General features: G+C 68.3%; 12 protein-coding genes. 6 read left to right on the forward strand and 6 right to left on the reverse strand.

Annotated elements, in window-relative coordinates:
* Positions 1–32 precede the first annotated feature (32 nt).
* Together metG and LGM42_RS11565 are read right to left on the reverse strand one after the other, a co-directional pair.
* Positions 33–2,189 (reverse strand): methionine--tRNA ligase, encoded by a 2,157-nt coding sequence (gene metG / locus LGM42_RS11560; protein ID WP_060311913.1) that lies wholly within the window; start codon positions 2,187–2,189, stop codon positions 33–35.
* 378 nt (positions 2,190–2,567) lie between these two features.
* Positions 2,568–3,215, reverse strand: a complete 648-nt coding sequence (locus tag LGM42_RS11565) for an OmpA family protein (protein WP_059576687.1) — start codon at positions 3,213–3,215, stop codon at positions 2,568–2,570.
* A gap of 352 nt (positions 3,216–3,567) precedes the next feature.
* Here LGM42_RS11565 and apbC point away from each other — a divergent pair, with 352 nt between their 5' ends.
* The 5 genes from apbC (at position 3,568) to LGM42_RS11590 (ending at position 9,322) form a co-directional block, all read left to right on the forward strand.
* Positions 3,568–4,659, forward strand: coding sequence for an iron-sulfur cluster carrier protein ApbC (gene apbC / locus LGM42_RS11570; protein WP_059646323.1), 1,092 nt, complete (start codon positions 3,568–3,570; stop codon positions 4,657–4,659).
* Between the two features lie 133 nt (positions 4,660–4,792).
* Positions 4,793–5,329, forward strand: a complete 537-nt coding sequence (gene sodC / locus LGM42_RS11575) for a superoxide dismutase [Cu-Zn] (RefSeq protein WP_059576681.1) — start codon at positions 4,793–4,795, stop codon at positions 5,327–5,329.
* A 268-nt stretch (positions 5,330–5,597) separates the two neighbouring features.
* Complete coding sequence (gene dcd, locus LGM42_RS11580) at positions 5,598–6,167, forward strand: dCTP deaminase (RefSeq protein WP_006398615.1); 570 nt, start codon at positions 5,598–5,600, stop codon at positions 6,165–6,167.
* An 81-nt stretch (positions 6,168–6,248) separates the two neighbouring features.
* Positions 6,249–8,528, forward strand: coding sequence for an arginine/lysine/ornithine decarboxylase (locus tag LGM42_RS11585; RefSeq protein WP_059576678.1), 2,280 nt, complete (start codon positions 6,249–6,251; stop codon positions 8,526–8,528).
* On the forward strand, positions 8,528–9,322 hold the full coding sequence (locus LGM42_RS11590) for a lysozyme inhibitor LprI family protein (protein WP_226232261.1): 795 nt from the start codon (positions 8,528–8,530) through the stop codon (positions 9,320–9,322). The genes LGM42_RS11585 and LGM42_RS11590 overlap by 1 nt, the downstream gene beginning before the upstream one ends.
* 82 nt (positions 9,323–9,404) lie before the next feature.
* Here the strand turns inward: LGM42_RS11590 and LGM42_RS11595 are convergent, their stop codons facing one another.
* The 3 genes from LGM42_RS11595 to LGM42_RS11605 all read right to left on the reverse strand — a co-directional run bounded on the left by LGM42_RS11595 (position 9,405) and on the right by LGM42_RS11605 (position 12,516).
* Positions 9,405–10,088 carry an HAD family hydrolase gene (locus tag LGM42_RS11595; protein WP_060312128.1) on the reverse strand — a complete coding sequence of 228 codons (684 nt, stop codon included), beginning with the start codon at positions 10,086–10,088 and terminating at the stop codon, positions 9,405–9,407.
* A 104-nt stretch (positions 10,089–10,192) separates the two neighbouring features.
* Positions 10,193–11,602, reverse strand: a complete 1,410-nt coding sequence (gene argH, locus LGM42_RS11600) for an argininosuccinate lyase (protein ID WP_060966789.1) — start codon at positions 11,600–11,602, stop codon at positions 10,193–10,195.
* Positions 11,603–11,706: 104 nt separating this feature from the next.
* On the reverse strand, positions 11,707–12,516 hold the full coding sequence (locus tag LGM42_RS11605; protein WP_226232262.1) for a helix-turn-helix transcriptional regulator: 810 nt from the start codon (positions 12,514–12,516) through the stop codon (positions 11,707–11,709).
* 226 nt (positions 12,517–12,742) lie between these two features.
* On the opposite strand from LGM42_RS11605, the gene LGM42_RS11610 reads away from it, so the two are divergent.
* Entirely contained in the window at positions 12,743–13,495 is a 753-nt protein-coding gene (locus LGM42_RS11610; protein WP_226232263.1) for a class I SAM-dependent methyltransferase, read from the forward strand.
* Between the two features lie 120 nt (positions 13,496–13,615).
* On the opposite strand, the gene ppc is transcribed toward LGM42_RS11610, so the two are convergent.
* Complete coding sequence (gene ppc, locus LGM42_RS11615; RefSeq protein WP_226232264.1) at positions 13,616–16,645, reverse strand: phosphoenolpyruvate carboxylase; 3,030 nt, start codon at positions 16,643–16,645, stop codon at positions 13,616–13,618.
* Positions 16,646–16,726 lie beyond the last annotated feature (81 nt).

The following is a 16,726-nucleotide window of genomic DNA, read 5'->3' on the forward strand; positions in this document are numbered from 1 at the left end:
GGCTTTTTTGCGCCGGCAGCCGCGCGTTGCGCTTACTTCACGCGCATGCCCGGCTTCGCGCCGCTGTGCGGCTCGAGGATGTAGAGGCCCGGTTCTGCCTTCTCGTCGGTGGCCGACGCGGCGAGCACCATCCCTTCGGACAGGCCGAACTTCATCTTGCGCGGCGCGAGGTTCGCCACCATCACCGTCAGCTTGCCGACGAGCTGCTCGGGCTGGTACGCGGACTTGATGCCCGAGAACACGTTGCGGGTCTTTTCCTCGCCGACGTCGAGCGTGAGCTGCAGCAGCTTGTCCGAGCCTTCGACGGCCTGGCACGCGACGATCTTCGCGATGCGCAGGTCGATCTTCGCGAAATCGTCGATCGAGATCGGCGCGTCGTCGGCGCCGTTCACGGCGGCCGGCTTCGCGTTCGCCTTGGCGTTGTTCTTCGCATCCTTCGCGGCGTTCGCGCTCGCGGCGGCCGCACCCGTTGCCCCGGCCTGCAGCGAATCGCGGTTCGCGGCCAGCAGCGCTTCGATCTGCTTCGCATCGACGCGCGTCATCAGATGCTGGTACGCCTTGATCGGCTGCGCCGACGACAGCGGCTTCGCGGCATCGGCCCACGCGAGCGGCGCGATCCCGAAGAACGCTTCGACCGCTTCGGCGACGCGCGGTATCACCGGCTTCAGCGCGAGCGACAGCAGGCGGAACGCCTCGAGGCTCACGCTGCAGGTTTCGTGCAGCGCGACCGCGTTGGCCGGATCCTTCGCGAGATCCCACGGCTTCGCGCCGTCGACGTACGCGTTCACTTCGTCCGCGAGCTCCATCGTGTGGCGCAGCGCGCGGCCGTATTCGCGTGCTTCGTAGCTCGCGGCGATCTGCGCAATGGCATCGCGCAGCTTCGCGACGAGCGGATGGTTCATCGCGCTGTCCTGCACGCGACCGTCGAAACGCTTGATCAGGAAGCCGGCCGCGCGGCTCGCGATGTTCACGTACTTGCCGACGAGATCGCTGTTCACGCGCGCCTGGAAGTCGTCGAGGTTCAGGTCGATGTCTTCCATCGTCGCGTTCAGCTTCGCGGCGAAGTAGTAGCGCAGCCACTCGGGGTTCAGGCCCGTGTCGATGTAGCTCTGCGCGGTGATGAACGTGCCGCGCGACTTCGACATCTTCGCGCCGTCGACCGTCAGGAAGCCGTGCGCGAACACGTTGGTCGGCGTGCGGTGGCCCGAGAACTCGAGCATCGCGGGCCAGAACAGCGTGTGGAAGTACAGGATGTCCTTGCCGATGAAGTGGTACTGCTCGGCCTTCGAGCCGGGGCGGATCCACGCATCGAAATCGACGCCGTTGCGCGCGCACAGGTTCTTGAAGCTCGCGTAGTAGCCGACCGGCGCGTCGAGCCACACGTAGAAATACTTGCCGGGCGCGCCCGGGATCTCGAAGCCGAAGTACGGCGCGTCACGCGAGATGTCCCAGTCGGCGAGCTTGGCTTCGCCGGCGTCGCCGAGCCATTCGCGCATCTTGTTGGTCGCCTCGGGCTGCGCGAGGCCGCTCACCCATTCGCGCAGGAACGATTCGCAGCGCGGGTCGGACAGGCGGAAGAAGTAGTGCTTCGACGTCTTGCGCACCGGCGTCGCGCCCGACACGACCGAATACGGGTTCAGCAGCTCGGTCGGCAGGTAGGTGGAGCCGCACACTTCGCAGCTGTCGCCGTACTGGTCCTTCGCGTGGCACTTCGGGCACTCGCCCTTGATGAAGCGGTCCGGCAGGAACATTTCCTTGACCGGATCGTAGGCCTGCTCGATTTCGCGTTCGGCGATCAGGCCGGCTTCCCGCAGCGCGAGATAGATCTTCTCGCTCAGCACGCGGTTCTCGTCCGAATCGGTCGAGTAGAAGTTGTCGAACGACACGCCGAAGCTGTCGAAGTCGCGCTTGTGCTCGGCCCACACGCGGTCGATCAGCTGCTTCGGGGTCAGGCCTTCCGCCTCCGCACGCAGCATGATCGGGGTGCCGTGCGTATCGTCGGCGCCGATGTAGTAGACCTCGTGGCCATGCATTCGCAGCGTCCGCACCCAGATGTCGGTCTGGATGTACTCGACCAGGTGGCCGATGTGGATCTGCCCGTTGGCATAGGGCAGGGCGGACGTAACGAGGATCTGGCGGCCGCCTTGCGGCGCCGCAGCCTGCACGGAAGTGAGGTCGGATGCGGACATAGGGTCTGGAGAAGAACAGCGGGAAAAACGACGGGAAACTGCGATTCTAGCAGGGGCGCGGACCAGCGCGGCGAGCATGCGCCGCGACGGGGCGGCAGCGGGGACGAGGCCGCACGTGCGGCGTGCCCGGTCGTGTTGTGCTGCGCTGCAGCACGAATTCTGCGGGCAAAAAAAACCGGGGCGGATACGGCCCCGGAGCAACAACGACAAGAGGAGAATGGTGACGCGCCGGCAACACCAGCCGCGTACCGTAAATACTGACCACGGCCCGCGACAGAAGTTCGAAAATTTTTTCGATTTGTTACCGGCCCCGCCCGAAGCCTTGCCGGGCGGGGCTGTGCGGGCAGGATGCCCGCACGTTTCCCCTCGTGGTCGTGCTTACTGATGCTGTTGCGGCGCGCGCAGGTAGATCTCGACGCGGCGGTTCTGGGCGCGACCGGCTTCGGTCGCGTTGTCCGCGATCGGGTTCGACGGGCCCATGCCTTGCGCCGACAGACGACCGCCGTTCACGCCGCGCTGCACGAGCGCGTTCACGACGCTTTGCGCACGGTTCTGCGACAGCGTCTGGTTCAACTGCGCCGAGCCCGTGCTGTCCGTGTAGCCGACGATCGACGCCGTCAGTTGCGGGTTCTGGTTCAGCGTCGTCGCGAGGTCGTTCAGCAGCGGCGTGAACGCCGGCGTGATCGCGTACTGGTTCGTCGCGAACGTGACCGAGCTCGGCACGTTCAGCTTCAGCGAGCCGTCCGGCTGTTCGGTGACCTGCGTGCCCGTCTGCGCCGCCGACGGCGCGAGCTTGTTCTTGATCGCTTGCCAGTTGTAACCCGTCACGCCGCCAACCAGTGCGCCGACGCCCGCGCCGATCGCCGCGCCCTTGCCGCCGCCGGCCAGTGCGCCGATCCCTGCGCCCAGCGCCGCGCCCGTGCCGGTGCCGACGGCCGTATTGTTGCCTTGCTGCGTGGCGCAGCCTGCGAGCAGTGCGCCGGCGAGTGCGAAGACGGACAGGCGAGTCGCGATTTTCATGTTCATCTTGGATTCCTCTCTTGGTTGAACGAGTCGACAACGACGACAAACAACAGTTATGGCTCCCTGCGCGGGCCGCCCGAAAAAGGAGGGCCGGCCTGCGCTCGCGGCAGCCGCCGAGGCGCTCGCATGCCCTGTCCGTCAGCGGGGCTGTTCGGGCGGGGCGACGCGTCAGCCTCTACAATATAGGCGGTGAGTGGCCGATTTGGCCCTATAGCATGCCGCACGCGAAGAGTGCGCCGGGTCGCGCGTTCGCGCAATGGCGTGCAACAGATTCTTTCACTTTTCCCGATTTTCGCAGCGTAATTTGATATTTTTTGACGTTTGCGCGCGAGAAAAACGTTTTCACGGAGTCTTGATGAGCATTGACCGGGCACAAGTCGACGCCGCGCTGGCGGCAGTCGTCGACCCCAATACCGGCCGCCCGTATGCGGCGAACAAGGGCGTGCGCAACGTCGCGATCGACGGCGACGTCGTGGCGCTCGACGTGGTGCTCGGTTATCCCGCGCGCAGCCAGCACGACGACGTGCGCGCGCGCGTCGCCGCGGCGCTCCAGGGCGTGCCGGGCGTGCGCGACGCGCGCGTCGCCGTGTCGCAGGAAATCGTCGCGCATACGGTGCAGCGCGGCGTGAAGTTGTTGCCGAATGTGAAGAACATCGTCGCGGTCGCGTCGGGCAAGGGCGGCGTCGGCAAGAGCACGACGGCCGTGAATCTCGCGCTCGCGCTTGCCGCGGAAGGCGCGTCGGTCGGCATACTCGACGCCGACATCTACGGCCCGTCGCTGCCGACGATGCTCGGCATCCACGGCCAGCGCCCCGAGTCGCCCGACAATCAATCGATGAACCCGCTCGTCGGCCACGGCTTGCAGGCGAACTCGATCGGCTTCCTGATCGAGGAAGACAACCCGATGGTGTGGCGCGGCCCGATGGCGACGTCCGCGCTCGAGCAGCTGCTGCGCCAGACCAACTGGCGCGAGCTCGACTACCTGATCGTCGACATGCCGCCGGGCACCGGCGACATCCAGCTCACGCTCGCGCAGCGCGTGCCCGTCACCGGCGCGGTGATCGTCACGACGCCGCAGGACATCGCGCTGCTCGACGCGAAGAAGGGGCTGAAGATGTTCGAGAAGGTCGGGATTCCGATCCTCGGCATCGTCGAGAACATGAGCATCCACATCTGCTCGAACTGCGGCCACGAGGAGCACATCTTCGGCGCCGGCGGGGCCGAGCGGATGGCGAAGGATTACGACGTGAACGTGCTCGGCAGCCTGCCGCTCGACATCGCGATCCGCGAGCGCGCCGACAGCGGCACGCCGACGGTCGCGGCCGATCCCGAAGGCGCGCTCGCGCGTCGCTACCGCGACATCGCGCGCGGGGTCGCGCTGGCGATTGCCGAGCGATCGCGCGACATGACGTCGAAGTTCCCGTCGATCGTTGTTCAAAATACGTAAAACCCTTGCGGGGCGGGGCCTTACGCTGTTTACGGCGCCGCGAGGCGCGGTATCATGGCGACTTTTCCCGGGTCCCTTTACCCGCCCGGCGCGGCCGCCGTGTCAAACGGCCGCCAGCCGGCATGAGGATCGAATGAAACAACGACATCACGGCGTGCGCGCCGGCCGCGCGCGGCGCGCGCTGCTGGCTGCCGCCGCGCTGGGCCTGCTGGCCGGCTGTACCTCCTTTTCCTCGTCGCACGAAAAACGGGCCGACGCGCAACTGCAGCCGACGGTCGGCTCGCAGGCGCGCGGCGCGGTGACATTCGTCGAGCGCCCGGACGGCGTGCAGGTCACCTACAACCTGGTCGGCCTGCCGCCGAACAGCGATCACGCGCTGCAGGTGCACGAACGCGGCGACTGCAACGCCGGCGACGGCTCGAGCGCAGGCCCCGTGTTCGCGCCGGCTGCCGACCGGCTGCGCGCCGGGGCGCGCGTCGCCGGCGATCTCGGCAACATCCATGCGGATGCGAACGGCGTCGCGGCCGGCTTCATCGTCGCGCCCGATCTGGCCCTCGATGGCGTGCGCTCCGCGATGAACCGGGCGGCGCTGGTGCACCGCGACTCGAGCGACCCGGCGTTCGCGCAGCATGGCGCGGGGCCCGCGCTGGCGTGCGGCGTGATCCGTTGACGGCCGCCGCGTGCGTGGCCCGATGATCGCGTAAAATGTGCGCCTTTCCCGGCCGCCGCTTCGCGGGTAAGGCCCCCACCGACTGTCACGCAGCGTTTCCAGGCGCCCTGAATATGCAACGACCCCAACGCTCACTTCGTTCGTTGTCCCCCGACGGGACGGCCAGCCGCCCACGGCCGGCTTTGCAAAGCCGGCCGGCTGCGCAGGCGCAGAGCGGTGCTCTGCGAATTCCCTGCTACGCCCTTGGGACGGCCCGGCGGAGGCTGGCATGAGCATCAAGTCCGACAAATGGATTCGGCGCATGGCCGAAGAGCACAAGATGATCGAGCCGTTCGTGCCCGATCAGGTCCGCGCGTCCGAGGACGGCCGCCGGATCGTCAGCTACGGCACGTCGAGCTACGGCTACGACATCCGCTGCGCGGACGAATTCAAGATCTTCACGAACATCAACTCGACGATCGTCGATCCGAAGAACTTCGACGAGGGTTCGTTTGTCGATTTCAAGGGCGACGTGTGCATCATCCCGCCGAACTCGTTCGCGCTCGCCCGCACCGTCGAATATTTCCGCATCCCGCGCACCGTGCTCACCGTCTGCCTCGGCAAGTCGACCTACGCGCGCTGCGGGATCATCGTCAACGTGACGCCGTTCGAACCCGAATGGGAAGGCTACGTCACGCTGGAATTCTCGAACACCACGCCGTTGCCCGCGAAGATCTACGCGAACGAAGGCGTCGCGCAGGTGCTCTTCTTCGAAAGCGACGAGGTGTGCGACGTGTCGTACGCCGATCGCGGCGGCAAGTATCAGGGGCAGCGCGGTGTCACGCTGCCGAAAACCTGATCTGGTTGCATAACGTCTCACCAGTTTCCGGGTGACCGCTGCGCGTGACGCGCCGCGGTCGTTCTTTTTGGAGAATCGCCCATGAAGTTTCGTTTCCCCGTCGTCATCATCGACGAAGATTTCCGCTCCGAGAACATCTCGGGCTCCGGCATCCGGGCGTTGGCCGAAGCGATCGAGAAGGAGGGCGTCGAAGTCCTCGGCCTCACGAGCTACGGCGATCTGACGTCGTTCGCGCAGCAATCGAGCCGCGCGTCGTGCTTCATCCTGTCGATCGACGACGACGAACTCATGCTCGGCGAAACCGGCCCGGACGGCGAGCTGCCCGAGCTCGCGACCGCGATCATCGAGCTGCGCGCGTTCGTCACCGAAGTGCGCCGCCGCAACGCGGACATCCCGATCTTCCTGTACGGCGAGACGCGCACGTCGCGCCATCTGCCGAACGACATCCTGCGCGAACTGCACGGCTTCATCCACATGTTCGAGGACACGCCGGAGTTCGTCGCGCGCCATATCATCCGCGAGGCGAAGGTCTATCTCGACTCGCTCGCGCCGCCGTTCTTCAAGGAACTGGTCAAGTACGCGGACGAAGGCTCGTACTCGTGGCACTGCCCCGGTCACTCGGGCGGCGTCGCGTTCCTGAAGAACCCGCTCGGCCAGATGTTCCACCAGTTCTTCGGCGAGAACATGCTGCGCGCGGACGTCTGCAACGCGGTGGACGAGCTCGGCCAGCTGCTCGACCACACGGGCCCGGTCGCGGCGTCCGAGCGCAATGCGGCGCGCATCTTCAGCGCCGACCACCTGTTCTTCGTGACCAACGGCACGTCGACGTCGAACAAGATCGTCTGGCATGCGACGGTCGCGCCCGGCGACATCGTGCTGGTCGACCGCAACTGCCACAAGTCGATCCTGCACGCGATCACGATGACGGGCGCGATCCCCGTGTTCCTCACGCCGACGCGCAACCATTTCGGCATCATCGGGCCGATCCCGCGCGACGAATTCAAGCCGGAGAACATCCGCAGGAAGATCGAGGCGAACCCGTTCGCGCGCGAGGCGATGCGCCAGAACCCGGACATGAAGCCGCGCATTCTGACGATCACGCAGAGCACGTACGACGGCGTCGTCTACAACGTCGAGATGATCAAGGACCTGCTCGGCGACCTGCTCGACACGCTGCACTTCGACGAAGCGTGGCTGCCGCACGCGACGTTCCACCCGTTCTACCGCGACATGCACGCAATCGGCGATGGTCGTCCGCGCACCGGCGCGCTCGTGTTCGCGACGCACTCGACGCACAAGCTGCTCGCGGGCATCTCGCAGGCGTCGCAGATCGTCGTGCAGGATTCGGAGAACCGCACGTTCGACAAGCACCGCTTCAACGAGGCGTACCTGATGCACACGTCGACGAGCCCGCAGTACGCGATCATCGCGTCGTGCGACGTCGCGGCCGCGATGATGGAGCCGCCGGGCGGCACCGCGCTCGTCGAGGAGTCGATCGCCGAGGCGATCGACTTCCGCCGCGCGATGCGCAAGGTCGACGCCGAATACGGCGACGACTGGTTCTTCAGCGTGTGGGGCCCGGACAACCTGTCCGAGGAAGGCATCGGTTCGCGCGAAGACTGGATGCTGAAGCCGAACGACCACTGGCACGGCTTCGGCCCGCTCGCGGAAGGCTTCAACATGCTCGACCCGATCAAGGCGACGATCATCACGCCGGGGCTCGACGTCGACGGCGAGTTCGGCGAGACCGGCATTCCGGCCGCGATCGTCACGAAGTACCTGGCCGAGCACGGGATCATCGTCGAGAAGACCGGCCTGTACTCGTTCTTCATCATGTTCACGATCGGCATCACGAAGGGCCGCTGGAACTCGATGGTGACCGAGCTGCAGCAGTTCAAGGACGACTACGACAACAACCAGCCGCTGTGGCGCGTGCTGCCGGAATTCGTCGCGCAGCATCCGCGCTACGAGCGCGTCGGCCTGCGCGACCTGTGCACGCAGATCCACGACGTGTACCGCGCGAACGACATCGCGCGCCTGACGACCGAGATGTACCTGTCGGACATGGAGCCGGCGATGAAGCCGTCGGACGCGTTCGCGAAGCTCGCGCACCGCAAGATCGACCGCGTGCCGCTCGACGAGCTCGAAGGCCGCGTGACGAGCATCCTGCTCACGCCGTACCCGCCGGGCATTCCGCTGCTGATCCCGGGCGAGCGCTTCAACAAGACGATCGTGAACTACCTGCGGTTCGCGCGCGACTTCAACGAGCGCTTCCCGGGCTTCCACACCGACATCCACGGCCTCGTCGCGGAAGAGGTGAACGGCCGCGTCGAGTACTTCGTCGACTGCGTGCGCGACTGATGGCGACGCATGGACGAATCCGGACGATGCGCGCGGCGCTGGCCGCGTTCGTCGTCTGGGCGGCAGGATTGACGGGGCTCGCGGGCGTCGGTGTCGCCCATGCGGAAGTCGCGGCGGCCGACCCGATCGACGTCGCGATGCGGCAATGCCTCGCGCGGCGCGACCGGTCGTCGCCGGCCGGGCAGATCCAGTGCATGGGCGAGGCGCAGCAGCAGTGGCAGGCAGTGATGGACGGCGCGTACCAGCGCCTGTTGAAGGATGCGCCGGCCGACGCGAAGCGCGGCTGGCAGGACAGCCAGCGCCGCTGGCTCACGTGGCGCAAGGACGAGGTGCTGCTGCTGAAGGCCGTGTACGACACGACGCGCGGCACCGCGTATGCGATGTCGAGCGCCGACCTGCAACTGCAGCCGGTGCGCGATCGCGCGCTGGCGCTACGCGGGGCGGCCGATCGCTATGCACCGCCGCCCGCTGCCGTGCCGGTGGCGACGACGAGCGGTGCGCAGGGCGGCGCCAAGCCGGCGAACGCGCCCCGCGAGCCGGCGCTGCGCCGCGTGCGGCCGTGTGCGCAGGATGCCGCGTGCGAGCACGCGCTGTTCGACCTGAACCGCTATTACCAGAAGTTGCGCCGCAAGATGCCCGCGCATTCGGCCGCGACGCTCGTGCGCGCGCAGCGCGCGTGGGTGGCGTTCCGCGATGCGACGGCGCCGCTCGTCGGCGAGGACGGGCGCGTCGACCTGATCGGCGCGCGCATCGCGACGATGAAGCGGCTGTCGGAGACGGCCGGCAACCGGTAACGGCTGCCGCGCCGCTGCCGAGCCGGCGACACGACAAAACGGGCACCCGAGGGTGCCCGTTTTGCATGGCGCGGTGTATCGCCTACGCCGGCTGCGACATGCCCTGCAGCCCGAACCACGACGGCACGAGCGCGAGCGCGTCGTCGAGCGACGCGAGCACGTGCAGGCTCAGCGCGACGATCTCCGGCGTCGGCGCCTTCAGGTCGGGCACGGTGACGACCGCCGCGCCGGCGCCGGCGGCCGACAGCGCGCCGAAGTCGCTGTCCTCGAACGCGATGCACGCGTGGGCCGGCACGCCGAGGCGTTCGGCCGCGAGCCGGTAGACGGCCGGGTCGGGCTTGCCGCGCGCGACTTCGTCGCCGCCCGCGACCGCGCGGAAGAACGGCAGCACGCCGACCGCGTCGAGCCGCGCGCGGATCACGTCGCCCGCGGACGACGACGCGACCGCGCACGGAATGCCGGCCTGCGCGAGCGTGTCGAGCAGCGCAAGCGCGCCCGGCTTCAGCGGAAACTTCGGATGGGGCTCGGGAGCGGCGAGCCGTTCGCGCACGCGGATGCGCACCGCGTCGAACGTAGCGGGGTCGCCGATCAGCCGCGCGAGGATCACCTGGCCTTCGGCGAACGAGCGGCCGACGATCTGCAGGTAATCGATCTCGGTCAGCACGACGCCGTGCGCGTTCGACACGTCGATCCACGTGTTCATGATGGTCCGCTCGGAATCGACGAGCAGGCCGTCCATGTCGAAGAGCGCGGCGGAGAAGGTCATCGGGAGCATCCGTGAAGCGGTGAAGCGGGGAAGGCGACGAGCGGCACGATGGCCGCCCGAATGAAAAACGGACGCCGCGGGCGTCCGTCCGGAACCGCGGGCCGTTACTGGCCCAGCGCGGCGCGGGCAGCCTTGACGGCCGCACGCACCTGGTCGGGCGCGGTGCCGCCCGGGTGGTTGCGGCTCGCGACCGACCCTTCGAGCGTCAGGTAGCCGAACACGTCGTCGCCGATCAGGTGCGCGACGTTCGGCAGTTCCTGCTTCATTTCGTCGAGCGTCAGGTCGGCGAGGTCGATGCCTCGGTCGTCGCAGATCTTCACCGCGTGCGCGACGGCTTCGTGCGCGTCGCGGAACGGCAGGCCGCGCTTGACCAGGTAGTCGGCGAGGTCGGTGGCGGTCGAGAAGCCCTGCAGCGCGGCCGCGCGCATCGCATCCGGCTTCACGGTGATGCCGGCGACCATCTCGGCGAAGATCCGCAGCGTGTCGGCGACGGTGTCGACCGTGTCGAACAGCGGTTCCTTGTCTTCCTGGTTGTCCTTGTTGTACGCGAGCGGCTGGCCCTTCATCAGCGTGAGGAGCGCCATCAGGTGGCCGTTCACGCGGCCCGTCTTGCCGCGCGCGAGCTCGGGCACGTCGGGGTTCTTCTTCTGCGGCATGATCGAGCTGCCGGTGCAGAAGCGGTCGGCGATGTCGATGAAGCCGACGCGCGGACTCATCCACAGCACGAGCTCTTCGGAGAAACGCGACACGTGCGTCATCACGAGCGCCGACGCCGCCGTGAATTCGATCGCGAAGTCGCGATCGGACACCGCGTCGAGCGAGTTCGCGCAGATGCCGTCGAAGCCGAGCGTCTTCGCGACCGCGTGGCGATCGATCGGATAGCTGGTGCCGGCGAGCGCGGCCGCGCCGAGCGGCAGGCGGTTCACGCGGGTGCGGCAGTCGCGCATGCGTTCCGCGTCGCGCGTGAACATCTCGACGTACGCGAGCAGGTGGTGGCCGAACGTGACCGGCTGCGCGACCTGCAGGTGCGTGAAGCCCGGCATGATCGTGTCGGCGTTCTGTTCCGCGAGGTCGATCAGCGCGCCGCGCAGGTCGTTCAGCAGGCCGCCGATGCGGTCGATCTCGCCGCGCAGCCACAGGCGGATGTCGGTCGCGACCTGGTCGTTGCGCGAGCGGCCCGTGTGCAGGCGCTTGCCGGCATCGCCGATCAGCGCGGTCAGGCGCGCCTCGATGTTCAGGTGGACGTCTTCCAGGTCGAGCTGCCATTCGAATTCGCCACGCTCGATCTCGCCCTTGATCTGCGCCATCCCGCGCTCGATCGCGGCCAGGTCGTCGGCGCTGATGATCTTCTGCGCGGCGAGCATGTTCGCGTGCGCGAGCGAGCCGGCGATGTCGACGAGCGCGAGGCGCTTGTCGAAAAACACCGACGACGTGTAGCGCTTGACCAGCTCCGACATCGGTTCCGAGAAGCGGGCCGACCAGGCCTCGCCCTTTTTGTGCAGTTGGGACGTCATGGCGATTCTTCGAAGGGGAGTTGGGCGGCCGTGCGCCGCCGAGGGAATCCCGCGATTCTAACATTCGCGGGCCGCCCGCCCGCGGCCGGCAGGGACCGCCGCGCTCAGTCGCGCACCAGCACGACGAGCTTCAGGTCCTCGCGGTGCGCGGGCTTCAGCGTGATCTGCTGGTACACGAGGCGGCCGTCGGCCGGATGGTCGAATTCGCGCCGCCCGCCTTCGCGCTCGAACACGTCCTGCGACGCCCAGTACTGCGCGAACGCGTCGCTGCCGGCCGTCAGCGCGTCGATCAGCGCGCGCGTCGGCGCGTCGGTCAGGTGGCGGATCGCGTCGGCGCGGAATTCGGCCGCGAGCCGCCGCGCGCGAGTTTCCCAGTCGACGATCAGCGTGCGTGCAGCCGGCGACATGAACGTGAAGCGCAGCAGGTTGCGGTCGTGCTCGCCATCGAGCCAGCCGGAAAAGAGCGCGGCGGCCGGCGCGTTCCACGCGAGCGCGTTCCATTGGCGGTCGAGCACGTAGGCGGGCGTCGCGATCGCGGCGACGGTCGCGGCGAGCGTCGGCGGCAGGTCGCCGCCCGCGACGTCGGGCTCGGCCGGGTCGCGCTGCGCGGCCAGCTCGAACAGGTACGCGCGTTCGGCCTTCGACAACTGCAGCGCGACGGCGATCCGGGCGAGCGCGTCGGCGGAGGCCGACACGGGCCGGCCCTGTTCGATCCACGTGTACCAGGTCGGGCTCACGCCGCACAGTTGCGCGACTTCCTCGCGCCGCAGCCCCGGCGTGCGGCGGCGCGGGCCGGGCGGCAGGCCGACGGCCTGCGGCGACAGCCGCTCGCGATGGGCGCGGATGAATTCGCCGAGCGCGCGGGCGGGCGTGGCGTCGAGCGGCGGGACGGGGGCGTAGGACGGCTGGTTCATGCGGAAACGGCGAAGTGGAAGCGAAGACGCGGCAACGATCGAACGATCAGACAGGTGGATCGAATACCAGAATAACTGCTTAACTTGTACTGGTACAAATGCAGGCCTATTGTAGCGGCTCGCGCGCTGGCAGGGCAGCGGGCATCCCCCACAATACGTTGCACGGGGCCGGATCGCGCGCGCAAGCGTCGGGTTCGGCCGACGGCATCAAGGAAAGGAGCGAACGATGAAACACCACGAGCAGGTCGCCGACGCGTTCGGCACGACGGCCGCCGCCTATCTGACGAGCACGGTCCATGCGACGGGCGCCGACCTGCGGGCGCTCGCCGACGCGGTGAGCGCGACGCCCGACGCCGCGGTGCTCGACCTCGGTTGCGGTGCCGGCCACGCGAGCTTCGCGGTCGCGCCGCACGTGCGCGAGGTGGTCGCGTACGATCTCGCCGCGCCGATGCTTGCGACCGTCGACGCGGCCGCGCGCGAGCGCGGGCTCGCGAACATCCGCACGCAGCAGGGCCCGGCCGAGCGGCTGCCGTTCGACACCGCGACGTTCGACTGGGTCGTGAGCCGGATGAGCGCGCACCACTGGCACGACCTGCGCGCGGCGCTCGCCGAGGTGCGCCGCGTGCTGAAGCCGGGCGGCCGCGTGCTGATGATCGACATCGCGGGCAACGACCATCCGCTCCTCGATACGTACCTGCAGGCCGCGGAAGTGCTGCGCGACGCGTCGCACGTGCGCGACTACCGCGCGGACGAATGGCTGGCGATGTTCCGCGCAGCCGGTTTCGACGCGCGGGTGCACAGCCGCTGGCGTCTGCCGATCGATTTCGACACGTGGGTCGCGCGCATCCGCACGCCGGCCGACAGCGTCGCCGGCATTCGCGCGCTGTGGGCGCATGCGCCGGACGAGGTGCGCGGCTACTACGCGGTGCAGGCCGACGGTTCGTTCGAGCACGACGCGTTGCTGATCGACGCGCACTGAGCGGGCGGCGCGCGCCGCGCCGTTTCGCGATCGCATGAAAAAAGCCGCGATACGCACGAACGCGTATCGCGGCTTTCGTTATCCCGGCCGGCGCGAAACCGCGCCCGCGCCGCCCGCGGATCAGCCGGTGTTGCGCAGGCCGGCCGCGATCCCGTTGATCGTCAGGTGAATCCCGCGGCGCAGCCGCGCGTTCGTGTCGCCCGCGCGGTGACGCTTGATCAGCTCGACCTGCAGGTGGTTCAGCGGATCGAGATACGGGAAGCGGTTCTTGATCGAGCGCGCGAGCAGCGGGTTGGTCGCAAGGCGGCCTTCGTGCCCGGTGATTTCCGCGAGCGCCCGCGACGTGCGCTCCCATTCCGCGACGATCCGCTCGAACACGTGCTTGCGCAGCTTGCGATCGGGCACGAGCTGCGCATAGCGCGACGCGACCGCGAGATCGGTCTTCGCGAGCACCATGTCCATGTTCGACAGCAGGTTCGAGAAGAACGGCCAGGTCTTGTTCATCTTCTTCAGCAGCGTGACGCGTTTCGCGCGTTCGGCGTCGTCCCCGGCGCCGTCGAGATACGCGCTCACCGCGCTGCCGAAGCCGTACCAGCCGGTCAGCAGCAGCCGGCACTGGCCCCACGAGAAGCCCCACGGAATCGCGCGCAGATCCTCGATCTTGCGCTGCTTCGGATCCTGCAGCTTGCGCGACGCCGGGCGGCTGCCGATATTCAGCTCGGCGATCTCGGTGATCGGCGTCGACGAGAAGAAGTAATCGGTGAAGCCCGGCGTTTCGTAGACGAGCGCGCGGTACGCGGCCATCGCCGAGTCGGACAGCGTCTGCATCGCGGCCTCGAACGCCGGCAGTTGCGCCGGTGCGTTCGACTGCGGCAGCAGCGACGCCTCGAGCGTCGCGGCGACGACCGTCTCGAGGTTGCGCCGGCCGATCGACGGGTTCGAGAACTTGCTCGCGATCACCTCGCCCTGTTCGGTCAGGCGGATCTGGCCGTTGACGGTGCCCGGCGGCTGCGACAGGATCGCCTGGTAGGTCGGGCCGCCTCCGCGGCCGACCGTACCGCCGCGCCCGTGAAACAGCCGCAGCGTGATCTTGCGCTCGCGGAACAGGTCGACGAGCGCGAGTTCCGCGCGATACAGCTCCCAGTTCGACGTGAGGAAGCCGCCGTCCTTGTTGCTGTCCGAGTAGCCGAGCATCACTTCCTGCTCGGCGCCCTGGTGCGCGATCAGCGCGTCGATGCCCGGCAGCGCGAAGTAGTCGCGCATGATGCGCGACGCGTCGCGCAGGTCGGGGATCGTCTCGAACAGCGGGATCACCATCAGGCTGTTCCTCGCGTCGCTGCCCGGCACGCCGAGCGTGCCTTCGAGCAGGCCCGTCTCCTTCTGCAGCAGCAGGACTTCGACGAGGTCGCTGACGGTTTCCGTATGCGAAATGATGTAGTTGCGCACCGCACGCGCGCCGAATTGCGCGCGGACCTCGCGCGCCTTCTCGAACACGCCGAGCTCGCTTTGCGCGAGCGCCGAGTATTCGATGTACGGCGAGCGCAGCGGGCGCGGATCGGCGAGCGCGGCGAGCAGCACGCGCAGCTTGTCTTCCTCGGCGAGCGCCGCATAGTCGGCCTCGACGCCCGCGCGCGCGAACAGCTCGGCGACCACCGCCTCGTGGATGTCGGAACTCTGGCGCAGGTCGATGCTCGCGAGATGGAAGCCGAACACTTCGGCCGCGCGCACGAGCGGCGCGAGGCGCGGCGCGGCGAGCGACGCGCCGTGGTGTTCCTCGAGCGACGCGGTCAGCACCTTCAGGTCGGCGACGAACGCTTCCGAATCTTCATACGGGACCGCACGCACGGGCGGCGCGCCGCGGCCGGCGCTGCGCACCGGCACCGTACCTTCGCCGAGACGCACGCGCGCGCTCGCGGCGAGCCGCGTATAGATGCCGATCAGCGCGCGGCGATACGGTTCGTCGACGCGGTGCGGCGACTGGTCGGGCGACGCGGCCGCGAGCGCCTTCACCGCGTCGTTCGCGCCGACCAGCAGGTTCGACACCGACAGCTCGGCGCCCAGCTTGTGCACCTGTTCCAGATAGTGTTCGAGGATCACCGCGGCCTGGCGGTTGATCGCCTCGTCGAGCGTCGCGGCCGTCACGTTCGGGTTGCCGTCGCGGTCGCCGCCGATCCAGCTGCCCATCTGGAAGAACGCGGGCACGCGGGCCGACAGGCCGTGCTCGGCGAGCGCGGCCTCGATGTCGCCGTACAGCGCGGGCAGTTCGTCGAGGAACGTCGCGCGGTAGTACGACAGCGCGTTCTCGATCTCGTCGCCGACCGTCAGGCGCGCGTCGCGCAGCATGCGTGTCTGCCACAGCGCGGTCACGCGCGCGCGCAGCATCGCCTCGTTGTACTGGCGCTCGCGCGCGGTCAGCTCCTGGTCGCGCTCGGCGAGCAGGCGCGCGATGTCGTGCTGCGCGTCGAGGATGCTCTTGCGCTGCACTTCGGTCGGATGCGCGGTCAGCACCGGCACGATCAGCGCATCGTCGAAGAAGCGCTGCAGCAGGCGCTTCGACGCGTTGCCGGTGGTTTTCAGCTGGTCGAGCGCGTACGCGACCGTGCCGGGCTGCGGCGCGGAGCCGGCCAGCGCGTGGATGCGGCGGCGGCGGTTGTGGTGGCGGTCTTCCGCGATGTTCGCGAGGTGCGAGAAATAGCTGAACGCGCGTACGACGCTCACCGTCTGCTCCGGCGTCAGCTTGCGCAGCTTCTTCTCGAGCGTCTGCGCGGCTTCGCTGTCGTCCTCGCGGCGGAACTTGACCGCGGTCTGGCGGATCGTCTCGACGACGTCGAACACCGTATCCCCTTCCTGTTCGCGCACGACGTCGCCGAGCAGGCGGCCGAGGAAGCGGATGTCCTCGAACAGCGGGCGGTCCTTGTCGTCGCGCGCGCGGGTGCCGGCCTTCGGCGCGACGGCGTCGCGGGCCGCGGGGCCGGCGGCTTTCGTCGTGCGTTTTGTCTGACGTATCGCGTCTTTCGGTTTCGTTGCCGTTGGTTTCGTTGCCGCTTTCGCACGGCCGTTCGCGGCGGTGGCGACGGTGTCCGTCGAGGCGTCGGAGGAGGACAGGGCAGCATTGCGGCGCGCCGTACGCGCCGATCCGGAAGACTTCACGATGGGTTTCCTTGGGAAAGCTCGAGTCAAAAGGAACTGCGGAAACTGCGGGAACTGCGGTCAAGCAACCAGCTACGTGCG

The sequence above is a fragment of the Burkholderia sp. AU39826 genome, assembly GCF_020419965.1.
Classification (GTDB): Bacteria; Pseudomonadota; Gammaproteobacteria; order Burkholderiales; family Burkholderiaceae; genus Burkholderia; species Burkholderia semiarida.

Coding starts and splice junctions, on each gene's coding strand:
- metG (WP_060311913.1), bottom strand. CDS start 2,189: ATGTCCGCATCCGACCTCACTTCCGTGCAGGCTGCGGCGCCGCAAGGC.
- LGM42_RS11565 (WP_059576687.1), bottom strand. CDS start 3,215: ATGAACATGAAAATCGCGACTCGCCTGTCCGTCTTCGCACTCGCCGGC.
- apbC (WP_059646323.1), top strand. CDS start 3,568: ATGAGCATTGACCGGGCACAAGTCGACGCCGCGCTGGCGGCAGTCGTC.
- sodC (WP_059576681.1), top strand. CDS start 4,793: ATGAAACAACGACATCACGGCGTGCGCGCCGGCCGCGCGCGGCGCGCG.
- dcd (WP_006398615.1), top strand. CDS start 5,598: ATGAGCATCAAGTCCGACAAATGGATTCGGCGCATGGCCGAAGAGCAC.
- LGM42_RS11585 (WP_059576678.1), top strand. CDS start 6,249: ATGAAGTTTCGTTTCCCCGTCGTCATCATCGACGAAGATTTCCGCTCC.
- LGM42_RS11590 (WP_226232261.1), top strand. CDS start 8,528: ATGGCGACGCATGGACGAATCCGGACGATGCGCGCGGCGCTGGCCGCG.
- LGM42_RS11595 (WP_060312128.1), bottom strand. CDS start 10,088: ATGACCTTCTCCGCCGCGCTCTTCGACATGGACGGCCTGCTCGTCGAT.
- argH (WP_060966789.1), bottom strand. CDS start 11,602: ATGACGTCCCAACTGCACAAAAAGGGCGAGGCCTGGTCGGCCCGCTTC.
- LGM42_RS11605 (WP_226232262.1), bottom strand. CDS start 12,516: ATGAACCAGCCGTCCTACGCCCCCGTCCCGCCGCTCGACGCCACGCCC.
- LGM42_RS11610 (WP_226232263.1), top strand. CDS start 12,743: ATGAAACACCACGAGCAGGTCGCCGACGCGTTCGGCACGACGGCCGCC.